13 protein-coding genes are annotated in these 15,734 nt (G+C 65.0%); 3 read left to right on the top strand and 10 right to left on the bottom strand.

Annotation, left to right across the window (positions count from 1 at the left end):
- Positions 1 to 361: 361 nt before the first annotated feature.
- The 3 genes from DBO85_RS16475 to DBO85_RS16465 all read right to left on the bottom strand — a co-directional run bounded on the left by DBO85_RS16475 (position 362) and on the right by DBO85_RS16465 (position 4,441).
- Positions 362 to 1,468 carry an alginate lyase family protein gene (locus DBO85_RS16475; protein ID WP_108108470.1) on the bottom strand — a complete coding sequence of 369 codons (1,107 nt, stop codon included), beginning with the start codon at positions 1,466 to 1,468 and terminating at the stop codon, positions 362 to 364.
- A gap of 337 nt (positions 1,469 to 1,805) precedes the next feature.
- On the bottom strand, positions 1,806 to 2,510 hold the full coding sequence (locus DBO85_RS16470) for a 3'-5' exonuclease (RefSeq protein WP_108108469.1): 705 nt from the start codon (positions 2,508 to 2,510) through the stop codon (positions 1,806 to 1,808).
- Positions 2,507 to 4,441 carry a putative nucleotidyltransferase substrate binding domain-containing protein gene (locus tag DBO85_RS16465; RefSeq protein WP_108108467.1) on the bottom strand — a complete coding sequence of 645 codons (1,935 nt, stop codon included), beginning with the start codon at positions 4,439 to 4,441 and terminating at the stop codon, positions 2,507 to 2,509. Before DBO85_RS16465 ends, DBO85_RS16470 begins: the two co-directional genes overlap by 4 nt.
- Before the next feature lie 153 nt (positions 4,442 to 4,594).
- Between DBO85_RS16465 and DBO85_RS16460 the strand changes: the two genes are divergently transcribed.
- Positions 4,595 to 5,029 carry a PaaI family thioesterase gene (locus tag DBO85_RS16460; RefSeq protein WP_108108465.1) on the top strand — a complete coding sequence of 145 codons (435 nt, stop codon included), beginning with the start codon at positions 4,595 to 4,597 and terminating at the stop codon, positions 5,027 to 5,029.
- A 36-nt stretch (positions 5,030 to 5,065) separates the two neighbouring features.
- Positions 5,066 to 5,653, top strand: coding sequence for a TetR/AcrR family transcriptional regulator (locus tag DBO85_RS16455; RefSeq protein ID WP_108108464.1), 588 nt, complete (start codon positions 5,066 to 5,068; stop codon positions 5,651 to 5,653).
- Between the two features lie 889 nt (positions 5,654 to 6,542).
- On the opposite strand, the gene DBO85_RS16450 is transcribed toward DBO85_RS16455, so the two are convergent.
- The 4 genes from DBO85_RS16450 to DBO85_RS16435 form a co-directional block, all read right to left on the bottom strand.
- Positions 6,543 to 6,947, bottom strand: a complete 405-nt coding sequence (locus DBO85_RS16450; protein ID WP_108108462.1) for a type 2 periplasmic-binding domain-containing protein — start codon at positions 6,945 to 6,947, stop codon at positions 6,543 to 6,545.
- Between the two features lie 11 nt (positions 6,948 to 6,958).
- Complete coding sequence (locus tag DBO85_RS16445; protein ID WP_108108460.1) at positions 6,959 to 8,125, bottom strand: hypothetical protein; 1,167 nt, start codon at positions 8,123 to 8,125, stop codon at positions 6,959 to 6,961.
- Positions 8,126 to 8,148: 23 nt separating this feature from the next.
- Positions 8,149 to 9,771, bottom strand: a complete 1,623-nt coding sequence (locus DBO85_RS16440; RefSeq protein ID WP_108108458.1) for a methyl-accepting chemotaxis protein — start codon at positions 9,769 to 9,771, stop codon at positions 8,149 to 8,151.
- Positions 9,772 to 10,111: 340 nt separating this feature from the next.
- Positions 10,112 to 12,289, bottom strand: a complete 2,178-nt coding sequence (locus tag DBO85_RS16435) for a malate synthase G (RefSeq protein ID WP_108108456.1) — start codon at positions 12,287 to 12,289, stop codon at positions 10,112 to 10,114.
- A 200-nt stretch (positions 12,290 to 12,489) separates the two neighbouring features.
- Here DBO85_RS16435 and DBO85_RS16430 point away from each other — a divergent pair, with 200 nt between their 5' ends.
- Positions 12,490 to 13,008: a glycine cleavage system protein R gene (locus DBO85_RS16430; protein WP_108108454.1), complete on the top strand. Its 519-nt coding sequence runs from the start codon at positions 12,490 to 12,492 to the stop codon at positions 13,006 to 13,008.
- Positions 13,009 to 13,014: 6 nt separating this feature from the next.
- Here DBO85_RS16430 and rarD read toward each other — a convergent pair whose 3' ends face one another.
- The 3 genes from rarD to DBO85_RS16415 all read right to left on the bottom strand — a co-directional run bounded on the left by rarD (position 13,015) and on the right by DBO85_RS16415 (position 15,678).
- Complete coding sequence (gene rarD / locus DBO85_RS16425) at positions 13,015 to 13,905, bottom strand: EamA family transporter RarD (protein WP_108108452.1); 891 nt, start codon at positions 13,903 to 13,905, stop codon at positions 13,015 to 13,017.
- A 19-nt stretch (positions 13,906 to 13,924) separates the two neighbouring features.
- Positions 13,925 to 14,899, bottom strand: coding sequence for a serine/threonine protein kinase (locus tag DBO85_RS16420; RefSeq protein ID WP_108108450.1), 975 nt, complete (start codon positions 14,897 to 14,899; stop codon positions 13,925 to 13,927).
- Between the two features lie 68 nt (positions 14,900 to 14,967).
- Positions 14,968 to 15,678, bottom strand: coding sequence for a ComF family protein (locus tag DBO85_RS16415; RefSeq protein ID WP_108108448.1), 711 nt, complete (start codon positions 15,676 to 15,678; stop codon positions 14,968 to 14,970).
- Positions 15,679 to 15,734 lie beyond the last annotated feature (56 nt).

Below are 15,734 nucleotides of genomic sequence, written 5' to 3'. Positions count from 1 at the left end.
ACCGGGCTGACGGGCTGCCGGTTGCTGGACTGTTAACGCAACCTCTGGACAAGTATGGCTCTGGGCCTCGTTGAAATGCCCCCTGCTGCGGCCTGGTCAAAGTGCGCCTGTCTATGCGCCCCCAACTGGCGCCCCCGCCGACCCTGCTCGCTGCCTTTTTAAGCGGTTCCTTAAGATGGATGACAGCGTCCGTTGTGGGGGCCGGCGTCATGTCGGCGTGGGCCGATCAGGCCGCTCTGTTGCAAACCGCGGGTGGGACAGCCCGGCGGTCTTGTCCAGCCTGTCTGCAGCGGTGACAACGTCGCTCGAGCAGAAAGCACAACGCCCCGGCAGGCGGGGCGTTGGTCGGGCGGCAGAAGGCTTACAGCTTGGAGTAGAAGAACTTGATGGTGCCGCCGATCTGGCTGTAGTGGTCGACTTCGCCGAACTGCGATTCGTACAGCTTGCGCGCCAGTGCATGGTTGGGCCGATGCTCGAGGAACGGCATCAGCCAGGCCATCTTGTGCTGCGGCACCGGCGACTGGCCGCGCGCGAGCTCGGGCAGCTTGTGCGGCTCGAGAACCGCTCGAGCGGCGAAATTGGCCAGCAGCTCCAGGCGTTCGCGTTCCTCGCGCTTGAGCGTGCGGCCGTTGCGATGCGCCGATTCAGCCAACAGCACCAGCGGTACCATGGCGTAGTGGGTGTAGTCCGCGCCCAGCGAACCCCGGGCGGTTTCCTGCGGCAGATAGCCGTAGTCGCCGCGCTTGGACACGACTATCTGGCTGATGCCGCGGCGCAGCGCCTGGTCGGACCAGGTCACGTAGCGGTCTCGGTTGAGCACCAGGCCGGTGGAGGCGACGGCCCAGGCGGCCCAGTAGTCGTGGTTGTTGAAGTTGCGGAACTGCGGATCGAGGCGCGGCTGGTAGTCGGAGATCACCATGCCCGCCAGGCGGTCGAGCCAGTTGCGCTGGATCGACGACGGCTTGAAGCGCTGGCCGCTGGTCGACTGGGTCTTGAGAATGGTCGAGGAGATCGCTGCCAGCGCCCACTTACGCATGGCCTGACCGGTACCGGTGACGTCGGTACTCTGCAGCGCGCCGGCCCGGGCCCAGCTTTCCAGCCAGACGTCCATGCAGCTGAGCGCTTCCTTGGCCTGCTCCGGGGTGCGGGCCTGGTGGTAGTTGGCGCCCAGTCGGACCAGACCGACGTAATAGCCCTGGATGTGTTCGCTGATGCGCTGGTTCTCATCGGAGCGAGCGTGGCTCAGTGTCGAGCGGCTCTTGTCGCTCTGGTCGTACTTGCTCTCCAGTCGCAGATGCCCGGTATAGGGCTTGGGCGGCAGGGTGTTACAGGTGGCGGAGCGGTAGTTGCCGATCTTGCTGGCGAAGGCGGTCGGCTGGTTCGCCCAGATGGAGTTGGCGGCGCTGGCAGATTGCAGCGGCAGATTGAGAAGCAGCAGACAGCTGCCAATCAGGACGGGAATGCGCATGGCAGTCCTCCATGTCTTTGGCCTAGGCCGGACGAAAATGGGGCGGTTGGCAGGAAAGCCCGCATGGCGGACACCGCGATCTGCTTTCCGCAGGTCTGATCGCCTGGCGCGCTGGCTGCGGCACGACTGCATGGCTGGATCAGCGATGAGGAGCCTAACAACGAAGCGGTACGGCAAAAGCTGACCTGGGCCGCACTTCTTCAGGACTTAGTGCGTGCTCCGTCACAGATCCCAGGCGCTCTACGTTGCGGCTTATAGCGAAGCGACAGTGGCCTTTGGCCGGCACTGAAATGGGTACTTTCGTCCTGTTCGGAGCGGCGTGCAGGCAAGAAGAAGCTCAGAGCATTTGCGCATTCTGGCGCCGCCGCCAGTGCTCCAGTCGGCTGTCGAGGGCGGCCAGGCTGTCGATGCCCTGGCGACGCGCATGGCTGAACAGGATCAGTGCCAGCTCGGCGGTAACCAGGGCATCGGCGCTGGCATGGTGGCGCTGGTGCACCTGCAGGTGGAAGTGCTCGGTCCAGTCGTCCAGCCCACCGTGCCGGGGTTTGCTGTCGGGGAACAGCATCGGCGCCATCTCCGCGACGTCCAGAAAGCGATGTTGCAGGCGGTAGCCGAGGGTCTGCTTCAGGGCCCGGGCGAGCATGCGCTGATCAAATCCGGCGTGGAACGCCAACAGTGGGCTGGGGCCGAGAAACTCCATGAAGTCCAGCAGCGCCTGCGCCGGATCGCAGCCGGCGGCCAGGGCGCTGGGCGCGATGCCGTGAATCAGCACGCTCTCGCTGACCGGCTGTACCGGGCGCAGCAGGGTGACCTCGAACTGTTCACCCAGATCGATGGCGTCGTCACGAATCACCACGGCGCCGATCGAAAGCACGAGATCACGACGCATGTTCAAGCCGCTGGTTTCCAGATCCAGCACCACCAGCCGCTGCTGGCCTAGCGGCCGGTCATCCGGCACCTCGGCGGCGAGCAGCCTGCCGAGTCGCTCACGCTGGTGCTCATCGAGCTGCGGCCCCTTGCCGCGAAACCAGGCCAGGTTCACAGCTGATACCTCAGTGCCAGGCTGCTTTGCAGGCGCTGTGCTTGGCGAAAGGACTCACGCAGGATGCGTCGGTCGAGGTGGTTCAGGCTGTCCGGGTCGACGCGGTTGGAGTAGGGCTGGCCCAGGCGCGCCTGTTGCTGATGCTGCTGCATGCGGGTCTGCTGGATGAAGTGGTAGGCCTCCTCATAGGCGGCGCCATCCTGGGTCTCGATCACGCCGGCCTCCATCAGAGCACGCAGACGCTCCAGGGTGTTGCTGGCTTCCACGCCATGGGCCAGGGCCAGCAGCCGGGCGCCGTCGACGAAGGGCGTGAGGCCTTCGACCTTGAGATCCAGGGTGTCCTTCTGTGCGCCCTTGCGCGCCACCACGAAGTCGCGGAAGCGCCCCACCGGCGGTCGGTGGCGCAGCGCATTCTCTGCCAGCATGCGCTGGAACAGGGTGTTGTCGGCGATCTGTTCGAGCAGTTGGCTGCGCAGTTGGGCACAGCCCTGCTCGTCGCCCCAGACCACCCGCAGGTCGAAATAGATGCTTGAGCCAAGCAGGTTGGCCGGCGTCGCCTCGCGCACGAAGCTGGCAAAACGCCGCGACCACTCGCTGCGCGACAGGCACAGCTCGGGGTTGCCGGCCATGATGTTGCCCTTGCACAGGGTGAAACCGCATTGCGCCAGGTGCTGGTTGATCTGTGCCGCCAGTGGCAGCAGGCGCTGGCGGATCGCCGCGGCTTCGGCATCGTCTGCCGCCTCGAAAAGAATGCCGTTGTCCTGGTCGGTATGCAGGGTCTGCTCGCGCCGGCCCTCGCTACCGAAGCACAGCCAACTGAACGGAATGCCCGGATTGCCCATGTCTTCCAGGGTCAGCTCGATGACACGGCAGACGGTGTGGTCGTTGAGCAGGGTGACGATGTGGGTGATCTGGGTCGAGCTGGCACCGTGCGCAAGCATCCGGTCGACCAGCAGGCCGATGTCGCTGCGCAGCGCGGTCAGCGACTCCAGACGTGGTGCGTGACGAATGGTGCTGGCCAGATGAACCAGGTCGACCCGCTGCAGGGAGAACAGATCGCGTTCGGAGACCACTGCACGCAGGCGCTTTTTTTCGACCACGCAGACGTGGGCGATGTGGCGCTCGGTCATGGCAATGGCAGCGTCGAAGGCGCTGGCCTCCGGTGGCAGGTGAAAGGGCTTCTGGGTCATCAGCTGTTCGATGGGCCGGCTCAGGTCGCTGCAGCCCTCGGCGATCACCCGGCGCAGGTCGCGCAGGGTGAAGATGCCTACCGGTTGGTCACTCGGATCGACGATCACGATGCTGCCGACATGCTGCTCGTGCATCAGCCGTACGGCTTCGTTGAGCGGCATTGCCGGCGCGCAGGACACCGGTGTCTGCAGGGTCAGTTCACCCAGCCGGGTGTCCAGCGAATACTCGGCGCCGAGGGTTTCGGCAGCGCGCAGCTGGGCCTGCTGGTTGACCTGATCGAGCAGGCTGCTGACGCCGCGCAGGGCAAAGTCGCGCAGCGGGCTGGAGAGGGCGAAGAGCCGGACGAAGGCTTCCTTGCCGAGCAACAGGCAGAAAGTATCCTCGGCGGCCAGGTGTTCGGTGCGGGTTGCCCGCTCACCGATCAGCGCCGCGAGCGGGAAGCACTCGCCGGCGGTGATCTCGAAGGTGGTCTCGGTGCCACGTCGGGCGCTGTGCGGACGTTCGCCATGGACGCGACCCTGCTTGACGATGAAGAAATGCTCGACCGGCCCATCCTCGGGCTTGAGGATCGAATCGCCGGCGGCGTAGAAGCGCAGTTGGCAGTGCTCGACCAGATAGGCCAGGTGCGCGTTCTCCATCTGGATGAACGGCGGGTACTTGCGCAGGAATTCCATGGTGCCGTGGATGTTCTGCAGCACGGCGGTCTTGCCGGCTTCGGCGAAGGCGTCGTTCTTGCTCATGCATTGACCCTCTGGCTGGTAGGGGAATGGTCCTCCGCGATCAAGGCGCCGGCACATTGGACGAAAGTCTAGGCCTATTGTCAGGTGCGGACTGGCGCGCGACGCAAGAGTGAGCTAATAACTAGACCAGTCTATATAAATCGAGTTGCCGCCATGTCCTCTATCGACCCCCATGCCGAAGCCATCCCTGAAGGCTTTTTGCCGCTGCAGCGCAGCAGCTCCTTCCTCGACCTGTTGGGTCCCCTGCTGCAGCGCCCGGCGCGGGGCGACGAACCGCTGACGCTTGGGCTGCGCATCGAGCAGAGGCACTGCAATGCCAGCGGCACCGCCCACGGCGGCTTGCTGGCAACCCTGGCCGATGTCGGGCTGGGCTACGCCACGGCGTTCTCAGTCGACCCACCGGTACGCCTGACCACGGTCAATCTGAGCCTCGACTACTGCGGAGTAGCGCGACTGGGCGACTGGCTCGAGGTGCATTGCGACATCCTGCGCCTCGGACGCCAGGTCGCCTTTGCCGATGCGCGACTGCGCGCAGCCGGCAAGGTGGTCGCGCGTGCCAGTGCGGTATTCCATATCCCGGGGGGCTGAGGCATCCTGCCCCGTCCATCGCCCAGGAGACGCCCCGTGGCAAAGAAGTCCGACGCCTGTGATCGCATCGTCCGCGCCACCGCTTCGCTACTGGCCAGCCATGGCTATTACGGCACCGGACTGAACGACGTGATCCGCTTGTCCGAGGCGCCCAAGGGCTCGCTGTACCACTACTTCCCGCAGGGCAAACCGCAGATGGCGGCGGCGGCGGTGGCTTTCATCGGTGATGAGGTCGCCAGTGCCCTGGCGCAGGCCGGCAAGCGGCCGCCACATGGTCGGCAGCTGCTGCAGGCGATGACTGGCACCTTGCGCAGCTGGCTGACGCGTTCGCAGTTCCAGGCATCCTGCCCGGTGTTCTCCACCGCCATGAGCAGCGGCGAGGAGCTGGCCGTGGTGCGTGAGGCCTGTGCTCATGCCTTTGCCAACTGGATGCAGGCCATCGAACAGGCGCTGCTACAAGACGGGCTTGGCGCCGAGCAGGCGGCCTCTCGGGCCTGCCTGGCGATTGCCGCGCTCGAGGGCGCGGTGGTGCTGGCGCGCACGCGAGAGAGTCTGGAGCCGCTGGAGCAGATCGAACGGGAGTTGCTGGGGTTGTTGCCGGATGGGTCGGCCACGAGGCGCTAGTACGCGATTGGGTTGGCGGTTCAGCGCCGAGCGCGACAAGATCGAAATTCTTCGGGTCTCTGGAAAGACGTGATGGGTCGCATGGGAGACTCTGTCCGCCGCTGATCGTTTCGCGTGAGGGCCCATTGTCCAGTGGTCTGCTTGCCTGGGGTTTCGGCCCCCCGGCCGAGTTACTTTCTTGTTGTTCGCCCAACAAGAAAGTAACCAAAGAAAAAGGGCGCCCCACATCCGGGTCTGCCCGCTGCGCGGTCAGACTCCCCTCGCTCCGGTGCTGCTCCAGAGGCCGCCAGGGATGGGCCTTCCGTGGCCCAACCCTGTCTTTCGCGGCATCCATGCCGCTCACCTCCTGCGCAGCACCTGTGCTCAGCCTTCTGTAACGGGATTTCTGCACCGAGCTGGCTAAGGCTTTTCCTCACGCCCAACGTCTAGCTCCGACGCAATCAATCGCTCTTTGCGATGGTGCCCACGCTCCGGCGTGAGCACCTAAACCGGGAACGCTCCGCGTCCCTCAGACGCGGAGCGTCTGCAACCGCATTCCCACGCGGAGCGTGGGAACGATTAGTAGCATAGAAACTTCAGGCGCCTCGGTGCCCAAACCCCTTACAGCAGGCCGAAGGGAGGGAAGTCTGTCCGCTTGGCGGACAGACCCGGATGTCGGGGCACGCTTTCTCTTTGGTTACTTTCTCTTTGCGTGGGCAAAGAGAAAGTGACTCGGCCGAGGGGCCGAAACCCAAGACCGGCAGATCTACTGGGTGACGAGGCTATACGCGAGAGGCCTGGCAGCGGACAGAGTCATTCCTGAGAGTTGTACAACCGCTCCATGATCCAGGGAGAGCCATAAGAAAAGCCGACCCTAAGGTCGGCTTTTCTTCAGTCAGGCCACTCAGCCTCAGGGCAAGGTAAACAACACCTTGACCGAGTCATTGACCGCGCCAGCGTCGACATAGCCGATGGCATCGGCTTCGGCAGCTACGCGAGCGACCACCTCGGCATCTCCGGCGACACTGGGCAGCGGCTGGCCCTTGCCGGTGAACACCAGTCCGGACCAGTAGGACTTCAGCTGCGACTCGCTCTTGCTGGTCACCGCGCTGTAGAACTTGTCCTTGGTCGGCGTCCAGTCCTTGTGGTCAACGCCCTTCATGGACTTGTCCTTGCCCAGGAAGATGTTGGCCACCTGGGACTGGGACGGCGCCTTGCTGGCGCCGGGATTGACGATGACGGCGACCTCGGCGGCCACCAGCCCGGAGAAGGCGAGCAGGCTCAGGGCCGCTGCACTGCGAAAGACGTTGTTCATGTGCATGCCCCTTAGAAGACGAAGTCGACGCCGACACTGACGATGTCGCCATCGTAGTTGCGTGCGGGCACACCGAAGGCACCGTTGGTGCGTTCACTGACCGTGTTCTGGTACAGCTCCTGAGCACCGCGGACGAACACGCCGTCGTAGCCGCCGGAGGTATCGACACGCTTGTATTCGCCCTTGAGCACCACGGTCGGGGCGATGTTGTAATTCAGCCCGTAGGTCCAGGAGGTCTGGCGACCGCCATTGTCGTCGAGCTGTGCGTAAGTGACGTGAGCGAGGAATTCGCCGAAGCGACGGCCACCCATCAGGTAGAAGGCATCGATGCTTTCCATGCCGTCACCCTCGACCGAGCGGCGGGTCCACTCGTTGGCGCTCAGCCAGCTGCCGTCGTCGTACTGGTAGCCGATGGAGGTGAACTTGCCCTTGTTCTTCTTCAGGTTCAGCAGCGACTGCTGCTGCGACACGCCCACGCCCGGCGGTACCACGCCGACCACGCTGCCGTTGATGTCGGTGGTGATGTCGGCCTCGACATAACCGACGCGCAGGGTGCCGAAGTCGTTGCTCGCCAGGCTCACGTTGGCGCCAAACACCTTGTCGTAATCGATGTCGTAGAGTTCGTCGTAGGCGAAGTAGTCACGGTTTTTTGCCTGGCCGCCGGCGACCTGGAAACTCAGCGAACCAAAGGACAGCGGCAGGCTGTAGTTGGCATCGACGCCTTCATAGTTGGACAGCTGGACCTGGCTGTAGACCTCGTCCGGTAGACGCAGCCAGGGGTAGCTGAACCCTACGTCGATACTCTCGGAGTACATGTACACCGGCGTGCGCAGACGGCCGGCGCGGAGCATCAGGGCGTCGGTGGCCTGCCAGGACAGGTAGGCCCACTCGATGTTGGCTTTCCACTCGTCCTGCAGCGGCTTGGCGGTCGCCTGCACGGTGACCCCCAGTGTGTCGGTAAGGCCGTAGCTGAACTGGCCGCCGAACTTGGACAGCTGGTCGCCGCGCCAGGCGTCGGTGGTCTGGCCGCTGACGCCATAGCTGCGACCTTCGTCCTCGCCACCCAGGTGGGTAAAGCCGACGGTGCCGAAGCCGTTGAGTCGATACTCACCCTGGTCCAGGGCGTAGACGGTGGTGCTGGCCAGGCAGATGGCCAGGGGCAGTAAACGCTTAAGCATTGTCGAGTTGCTCCTTCATAGGATTAGACGCGGAACTGGGCGGTCGCCGCGCGCAAGTGGTCTCCGGTGCTGACCAGTTGCTCGCCGAGGCGTGCGGTGGCTTCTGCCCCTTGTGCGGTTGCTTGGGCGTCCTGCTGCAACACTTGGGTATCTTGTTGGATGGAACTCGACAGGCCGATCTGCTCCTGGGTGAACTGGGCGATGCCGGCGTTGAGTTCGTTGATCTGGCTGACGGCCTGGGCGATGGCCTCGAGCATGCGGGTGGCTTCCACCGAGCGCTCGATGCTGTGCTGGGCCTTCTCGTTGTTGCTGGTCATCACGTTGAGCACGGCATTGGCGCTGTTCTGCAGGCGCTGGATGATCTGCTGGATCTCGGCGGTGGAGGCAGCGGTCTTCTGCGCCAGGTTGCGCACCTCGTCGGCGACCACGGCAAAGCCGCGGCCCTGCTCGCCGGCCCGCGCAGCCTCGATGGCGGCATTCAGTGCGAGCAGGTTGGTCTGCTCGGCGATGCTGCGGATCACCGTCAGTACCGAGCCGACCTGCTGGGTTTCCTCTTCCAGCTGTTCCATGGCCTGGACGGCCCCGGTCACGCTGCTGCCCAGGTCGCTGATGCTGTCGGACAACCCGCCGATGCTCTGCCGGGCGGCGCCGGCCTGGTGCGAGGCCGAGGCGGCTTCCTCTGCGGCCTGCTGCGAGCGGGTGGCAACTTCCTGGATGCTACTGGTCATGGTCTGGATGTCGCGACCGATGGAGTCGGTATGGCCCTGCTGCGACTTGGCGTTTTCTTCCGCGCCCTGGGTCAGGCGGTAGAGCTCCTTGGACATGCCGCCCAGCGGCGCGGCCGAGTCGATGATCTGGCGAATGGTGCCCTGCAGCTTGTCGAGGAAGCCGTTGAACAGCTCGATCATGGCGCCGATCTCGTCGTTGGCTTCGACCGTGACCCGGCGGGTCAGGTCGCCGTCGCCGCGGGCAATCGCCTGCAGTGATTCGATCACGCCGTGCACATTGGCCATGATGCCGCGAATCACCAGCCAGGAGCCGAAGCTGACCAGGCCGATCAGCAGCACGCTGAGGATGATGCCCAGGCGCGTGGTGCTGGCGTTGTCCTCGCGGGTCTGCGCGAGGGTCTGCTGGAAGTCCTGGTAGGCGAGGGCACGGAATTCATCGCCGACCTTCTGGGCCTGCTGCAGGTCGCTGGCCATGCGCCCGAGGTTGTCACGCAAATCCTCGAAGGAGGCACTGCCGTCGACCAGCTTGGCCGAGGCATTCAGCGCGTTGTCGGCGTAACGCTGCACCGCGTCGCGCCAGGCATTGAGGCTGGCGGCAAGTGGTGGATTGCCGGCGGTAAGGCCTTGCAGTGCCTGTTGCCGGGACTCGATCTCGCGGCGCACCTCGCGTGCTTCGTCGAGCAGCGCGGGCTCGCCGGCGGCAACGGCGTTGTTCAGTAGACCGGGTATGCGCGAGAACTGGAAGATGACGGCATCGGCCTTCTCCAGGGTCGGGAAGCTGTTGTTCTCGAGAGTCAGCAGGCGGCGGTCGTTATTGGCCAGTTGCAGCGAGTTGTAGCCAACGTAGAGCAGGAGTCCGAGCAGGGCAACGGCGGGCAGCAGCGAGAGTTTCAGGGTCAGCGACAGATTCTTCGACATCGCATGGCTCCAGCAAAGGGCGCGTATCGTAGCGGAATGAATTGGCGGCAAAAAGCCACTAATAGGTCGCCAGATGATGCGAATCGGTCATTCTGGCGTCGGTTTGTCGGCCGTTGTATCGAGTTCTCCAGTCGGTTCATCGCTTCTGACCAGCCGGTCAGCGGAATAGGGTGAGCCCGGCGTTGCGCGCACGCCCTGCGGCACGCCTTGTCTTCAGCATGGTAGGCGTTTGCCCGCCGCGCAAGGCGCCGGGGCAGAGCGCCGTGTTCGATGCGAGGCGGTGGCGACAGTCCCACCAAAAAGCCGCCCCGAGGGGCGGCTTTTTCACTGCAGCGATAGCTCAGCGCGCGTACTTGGCCTTGAACTCGCGGCGACGGCGGTGCAGCACCGGCTCGGTGTAGCCGTTCGGCTGCTTGGTGCCTTCGAGGATCAGCTCCAGCGAAGCCTGGAAGGCGACGCTGTCGTCGAAGTTCGGCGCCATCGGCTTGTAGGCGGCATCGCCGGCGTTCTGCCGATCAACCACCACGGCCATGCGCTGCATGCTCTCGATCACCTGGTCCTTGGTGATGATGCCGTGGCGCAGCCAGTTGGCCATCAGCTGGCTGGAGATGCGCAGGGTGGCGCGGTCTTCCATCAGGCCGATGTCGTTGATGTCCGGCACCTTGGAACAACCGACGCCCTGGTCGATCCAGCGCACCACGTAGCCGAGGATGCCCTGGACGTTGTTGTCGATCTCGTTCTTGATCTCCTCGGCCGACCAGTTGGTGTCCTTGGCCAGCGGGATGGCGAGGATGTCGTCGACCGAGGCGAAGGTACGCTTGGCCAGCTCCTTCTGCCGCTCGAACACGTTGACCTTGTGGTAGTGCAGCGCGTGCAGCGAGGCGGCGGTCGGCGACGGAACCCAGGCGGTGTTGGCGCCGGCCATCGGGTGCATGATCTTCTGCTCGAGCATGCCGGCCATCAGATCGGGCATGGCCCACATGCCCTTGCCGATCTGCGCGCGACCGGACAGGCCGCAGTTCAGACCGTGGTCGACGTTCCAGTTCTCGTAGGCGGCGATCCACTTCTCGCTCTTCATGGCGGCCTTGCGCACCATGGCGCCGGCTTCCATGGAGGTGTGGATCTCGTCACCGGTGCGGTCGAGGAAGCCGGTGTTGATGAACACCACGCGCTCGCTGGCGGCCTTGATGCACGCCTTGAGGTTGACGGTGGTACGACGCTCCTCGTCCATGATGCCGACCTTGAGGGTGTTGCGGCTCATGCCGAGCACGTCCTCGATGCGGTCGAACAGCTCGTTGGCGAAGGCGACTTCTTCCGGGCCGTGCATCTTCGGCTTGACGATGTAGACCGAGCCGGTGCGGGTGTTCTTGCGGCTGGTGTTGCCCTTGAGGTTGTGCAGCGCGATCAGGCTGGTGACCAGGCCGTCCATGATGCCTTCCGGCACCTCGAAGCCTTCCTTGTCGATGATCGCGTCGTTGGTCATCAGGTGGCCGACGTTGCGGATGAACAGCATCGAACGACCATGCAGGCTCAGCTCGCCGCCATTGGCCGCGGTGTAGCTGCGGTCGGCGTTCATGGTGCGGGTGAAGGTCTTGCCGTCCTTGCTGACGCTTTCAGCCAGGTCGCCCTTCATCAGGCCGAGCCAGTTCTTGTAGGCGATGACCTTGTCGTCGGCATCGACCGCGGCAACCGAATCTTCGCAGTCCATGATGGTGGTCAGCGCGGACTCCATCAGCACGTCCTTGATGCCGGCGGCGTCGGTCTGGCCGACCGGGGTGCTGGCGTCGATCTGGATCTCGAAGTGCAGGCCGTTGTTCTTCAGCAGCACGCCCTTGGGCGCAGCGGCGTCGCCGACGAAACCGACGAACTTGTCAGCCTGGGCCAGGCCGGTGGTGCTGCCGTCCTTGAGGCTGACGAGCAGCTGGCCGTTGTCGACGCGGTAGCCGGTGGAGTCGACGTGCGAGCCCTTGGCCAGCGGCGCGGCTTCGTCGAGGAAGGCGCGGGCGAAGGCGATGACCTTGTCGCCACGGACCTTGTTGTAGCCCTTGCCCTTCTCGGCGCCGCCTTCTTCGCTGATGGCGTCGGTGCCATAGAGCGCGTCGTACAGCGAACCCCAGCGGGCGTTGGCGGCGTTCAGCGCAAAGCGCGCGTTCATGATCGGCACCACCAGCTGCGGGCCGGCCATGGTGGCGATCTCGGCGTCGACGTTCTCGGTGGTGACCTTGAAGTCCGCCGGTTCCGGCAGCAGGTAGCCGATTTCCTGGAGGAACGCCTTGTAGGCTGCGGCGTCATGCGCCTGGCCCTTGCGCGCCTGGTGCCAGGCGTCGATGGTGGCCTGCAGCTCGTCGCGCTTGGCCAGCAGCGCGCGGTTCTTCGGCGCCAGGTCATGGATGACGCCCGCGGCGCCGGCCCAGAAGGCATCGGCGGCTACGCCGGTGCCGGGAATGGCTTCGTTGTTCACGAAGTCGTACAGGACTTTGGCAACCTGCAGGCCACCGACTTGAACGCGCTCAGTCATCACTCGCCTCACTCTGTTCCGAAATCTGCTGCAGACGGGGCCGGACGCCCCGGTAGTCTGAGGCGCGGGATACTACAGGATGCGACGGGAAAAATCAGGGGGCGCGCGTCGCTTCGCGACCGGGTTGCTGGTCTGCAGTCACGTATCGCGGCCTGTCTATACTGGCGCCAGCCCGACTATCAGCAGCTAGCGAGGAACACATGAATCATCTGGTACTCACTGTCATCGCCCAGGACCAGACCGGTCTGGTGGAGCGCATCGCCAAGTGCATCGCCGAGCATCAGGGCAACTGGCTGGAGAGCCGCATGGCGCGCATGGCCGGGCAGTTCGCCGGCATCCTGCGGGTCGCGGTGCCGGTCGAGCACCGCCCGGAGCTGGTCGAGGCGCTGCAGGGCCTGGAGCGCCAGGGCGTGCGCGTGCTGGTGGCTGACAGCGGCGCCGAGCCGTCGCATAGCTGGAAGGCGATACAGTTGTCGCTGGTCGGCAATGATCGGCCCGGCATCGTCCGCGACATCACCCGCCTGCTGTCGGAGCTGGGGATCAACCTGGAAAGCCTGAAGACCGACGTGCAGCCGGCGCCGATGAGCAGCGAGCCGCTGTTCCATGCCGAGGCGCTGCTGGCGCTGCCGGCCGGGCTGGCGCTGGATCGTCTGCAGGATCAGCTCGAGGCGCTCGCCGATGACCTGATGGTCGAGCTCAACCTTCAGGAGCATGAGTAGTCCGGGTCAGCTCCGCTGGCGACGCAGCATGAGCCAGATATCCAGGCTGTAGATCGCCAGCGCCAGCCAGATGCAGGCAAAGGACAATAGCCGTGCCGGTGGCAGCGGCTCGTCGTAGACGAACACCGCGAGCAGCAGGACCAGCGTTGGCGCCAGGTACTGCAGAAAGCCCAGGGTGGCGTAGGGCAGGTGGCGCGCCGCCGAATTGAAGCAGATCAGCGGCAGCAGGGTGAGGGGGCCTGCGGCGAGCAGCCAGAGCGCCGTGCTGCCGCTCCAGAACTCGGCCTGGCTGCTTACCGCTGCCGGATGCAGGAACAGCCAGCCCAGCGCCAGGGGCATCAGCAGCCAGGCTTCGACCACCAGGCCGGGCAGTGCCGCCACCGGCGCCTGCTTGCGCAGCAATCCATAGAAGCCGAAGGTCGCCGCCAGTACCAGCGACAGCCAGGGCAGCTCGCCCAGTTGCCACAGCTGCTGTCCGACGCCGATGGCGGCGATGGCCACCGCCAGCCATTGCAGCCGGCGCAGGCGCTCGCCGAGCAGCAGCATCCCCAGCAGCACGTTGATCAGCGGATTGATGTAGTAGCCCAGGCTGGTTTCCAGCATGCGGCCGTTGTTTACCGCCCAGACGTAAAGCAGCCAGTTGGTCGCGATCAGCAGCCCGGAGAGGCCGAGCAGCGCCAGCAGGCGCGGCCGGGCAATCAGCTCGCGCCACCAGCCGGGGTGTTTCCATAACACCAGCAGCAGGCTGCCGACCATGGCGGCGCCGAGCGCCCGATGCACCACTATCTCCAGTGCTGGTACCGTCTCGAGCAGCTTGAAGTACAGCGGAAACAGGCCCCAGATCAGATAGGCCGCAATGCCCAGCAGATAACCACGCTTGAGGTCGGGAGTGCTCATCGGTGCAACGCTCGGTCGGTCAGAACAGTCGCAGCGGCTCTTCATCCAGCGCGGACAACTGCTCGCGCAGGATCAGTATCTGCTCGCCCCAGTAACGTTCGCTGCCGAACCAGGGAAAGCTCATCGGGAACGCCGGGTCGTCCCAGCGCCGCGCCAGCCAGGCGCTGTAATGCATCAGGCGCAGGGCGCGCAGGCCCTCGATCAGCGGCAGCTCGCGGGGGTCGAAATCGTGGAATTCCTGGTAGCCGTCGACCAGTTCGGAAATCTGCGCCAGACGCTCGTGGCGTTCGCCGGCCAGCATCATCCACAGATCCTGCACTGCCGGGCCCATGCGGCAATCGTCCAGGTCGACCAGATGGAACATCTCGTCGCGGCACATCATGTTGCCCGGGTGGCAGTCGCCGTGCAGGCGGATCGGCTTGAAGCGAGTGGTGGCAAACAGGGCGTCGAGCCGCTTGAGCACATCCCGGGCGACCGACTCGTAGGCCGGCAGCAGGCTGCGCGGAATGAAACCGCCCTCAAGCAGCGTCGCCAGCGACGCATGGCCGAAGTTGTCGACCCCGAGGTTCTCACGGTGGACGAAGGGCCGGGTGGCGGCCACGGCGTGCAGGCGGCCGAGCAACTGCCCCAGGCGGTACAGCTGATCGAGATTGCCCGGCTCGGGCGCGCGACCGCCGCGACGGGGGAACAGGGCGAAGCGAAAGCCGGCGTGCTCGAACAGGCTGCGGCCATCGTGCACCAGCGGCGCCACCACCGGCACCTCGCAGTCGGCCAGCTCGGCGCTGAAGGCATGCTCTTCAAGAATCGCCGCGTCGCTCCAGCGCTCGGGGCGATAGAACTTGGCGATCAGCGGCTCGCTGTCCTCGATGCCGACCTGGTAGACGCGGTTCTCGTAGCTGTTCAGTGCCAGCACACGGGCATCGCTGACGAAGCCGATGCTGTCCACGGCATCCAGCACCAGATCGGGCGTCAGGGCGGAAAAGGGATGGGACATGGGCGGCTCCGGTCGGCAGGGCGCACAGTCTAGCCGTTCCCCCGGCCGGCAACAGCGCTATCGCGTGTTCAGTGATCGCCAGGCCGGGGCGTGCGCGCCAGACAGTAGACATCGACCGAGCGAGCGCCGGCGCGCAACAGCAGGCGGGCGATGGCATCGGCGGTGGTGCCGGTGGTGAGTACGTCGTCCACCAGTGCCAGATGCTTGCCGCGCAGGTCGGCACCGCTGCGCAGGACGAAGGCATCGCGCAGGTTGCGCTTGCGTTCGGCGGCGTCCAGGCCCTGCTGGGCGACAGTTTCGCGGCTGCGCACGAGCAGATCGTCATGCATCGGCAGAGCAAGTGTCTGGCTCAGCCAGCGAGCGAGCATCTGCGCCTGATTGAAGCCGCGCTGGCGCTGGCGCCGCCTGGCCAGGGGTACCGGTAAAAGCAGCTCAGGTCGAGCCAGGTCATTGCCGAAGGCGTTATGCAGATGGTGTGACAGCAAACCGGCGAGCAGACGTCCAATCGGCCATTGCGCCTGATGCTTGAAGCGGGTGATCAGGTTGTCGACCGGAAAGGCGTAGCGCCAGGGCGCCTCCACGCGCCTGAACGCCGGCGGTCTTTTAAGGCAGGCACCGCACACCAGATCGGGTTGCGGCATAGGCAAGGCGCAGCGCGGGCAGTGATAGCCGAGCCAGGGCAGGTCCGCTTCGCAGGGCAGGCAGATGTTGCGGCCGGCATCGTCGGGCTGATCGCAGAGCAGACAGGATTGTTCAATAAATAGCCGCTTGTAAACCATGATTCCGTTCCTGGTTGACAGTGTTTCGGGCATCGCTAAAGATGCCGCCCATTCCG

The organism is Pseudomonas mangrovi, from assembly GCF_003052585.1.
In the GTDB taxonomy this organism is placed as follows: Bacteria; Pseudomonadota; Gammaproteobacteria; order Pseudomonadales; family Pseudomonadaceae; genus Aquipseudomonas; species Aquipseudomonas mangrovi.
Note: the sequence above shows the minus strand (reverse complement) of the source record. Positions and strands in the feature narration are given on the sequence as shown.

Bases quoted from the DNA above. Each gene is read 5' to 3' on its own strand.
- DBO85_RS16475 (WP_108108470.1), bottom strand. From the start codon at position 1,468: ATGCGCATTCCCGTCCTGATTGGCAGCTGTCTGCTGCTTCTCAATCTG.
- DBO85_RS16465 (WP_108108467.1), bottom strand. From the start codon at position 4,441: ATGAGCAAGAACGACGCCTTCGCCGAAGCCGGCAAGACCGCCGTGCTG.
- DBO85_RS16460 (WP_108108465.1), top strand. From the start codon at position 4,595: ATGTCCTCTATCGACCCCCATGCCGAAGCCATCCCTGAAGGCTTTTTG.
- DBO85_RS16450 (WP_108108462.1), bottom strand. From the start codon at position 6,947: ATGAACAACGTCTTTCGCAGTGCAGCGGCCCTGAGCCTGCTCGCCTTC.
- DBO85_RS16445 (WP_108108460.1), bottom strand. From the start codon at position 8,125: ATGCTTAAGCGTTTACTGCCCCTGGCCATCTGCCTGGCCAGCACCACC.
- DBO85_RS16440 (WP_108108458.1), bottom strand. From the start codon at position 9,771: ATGTCGAAGAATCTGTCGCTGACCCTGAAACTCTCGCTGCTGCCCGCC.
- DBO85_RS16435 (WP_108108456.1), bottom strand. From the start codon at position 12,289: ATGACTGAGCGCGTTCAAGTCGGTGGCCTGCAGGTTGCCAAAGTCCTG.
- DBO85_RS16430 (WP_108108454.1), top strand. From the start codon at position 12,490: ATGAATCATCTGGTACTCACTGTCATCGCCCAGGACCAGACCGGTCTG.
- rarD (WP_108108452.1), bottom strand. From the start codon at position 13,905: ATGAGCACTCCCGACCTCAAGCGTGGTTATCTGCTGGGCATTGCGGCC.
- DBO85_RS16420 (WP_108108450.1), bottom strand. From the start codon at position 14,899: ATGTCCCATCCCTTTTCCGCCCTGACGCCCGATCTGGTGCTGGATGCC.
- DBO85_RS16415 (WP_108108448.1), bottom strand. From the start codon at position 15,678: ATGGTTTACAAGCGGCTATTTATTGAACAATCCTGTCTGCTCTGCGAT.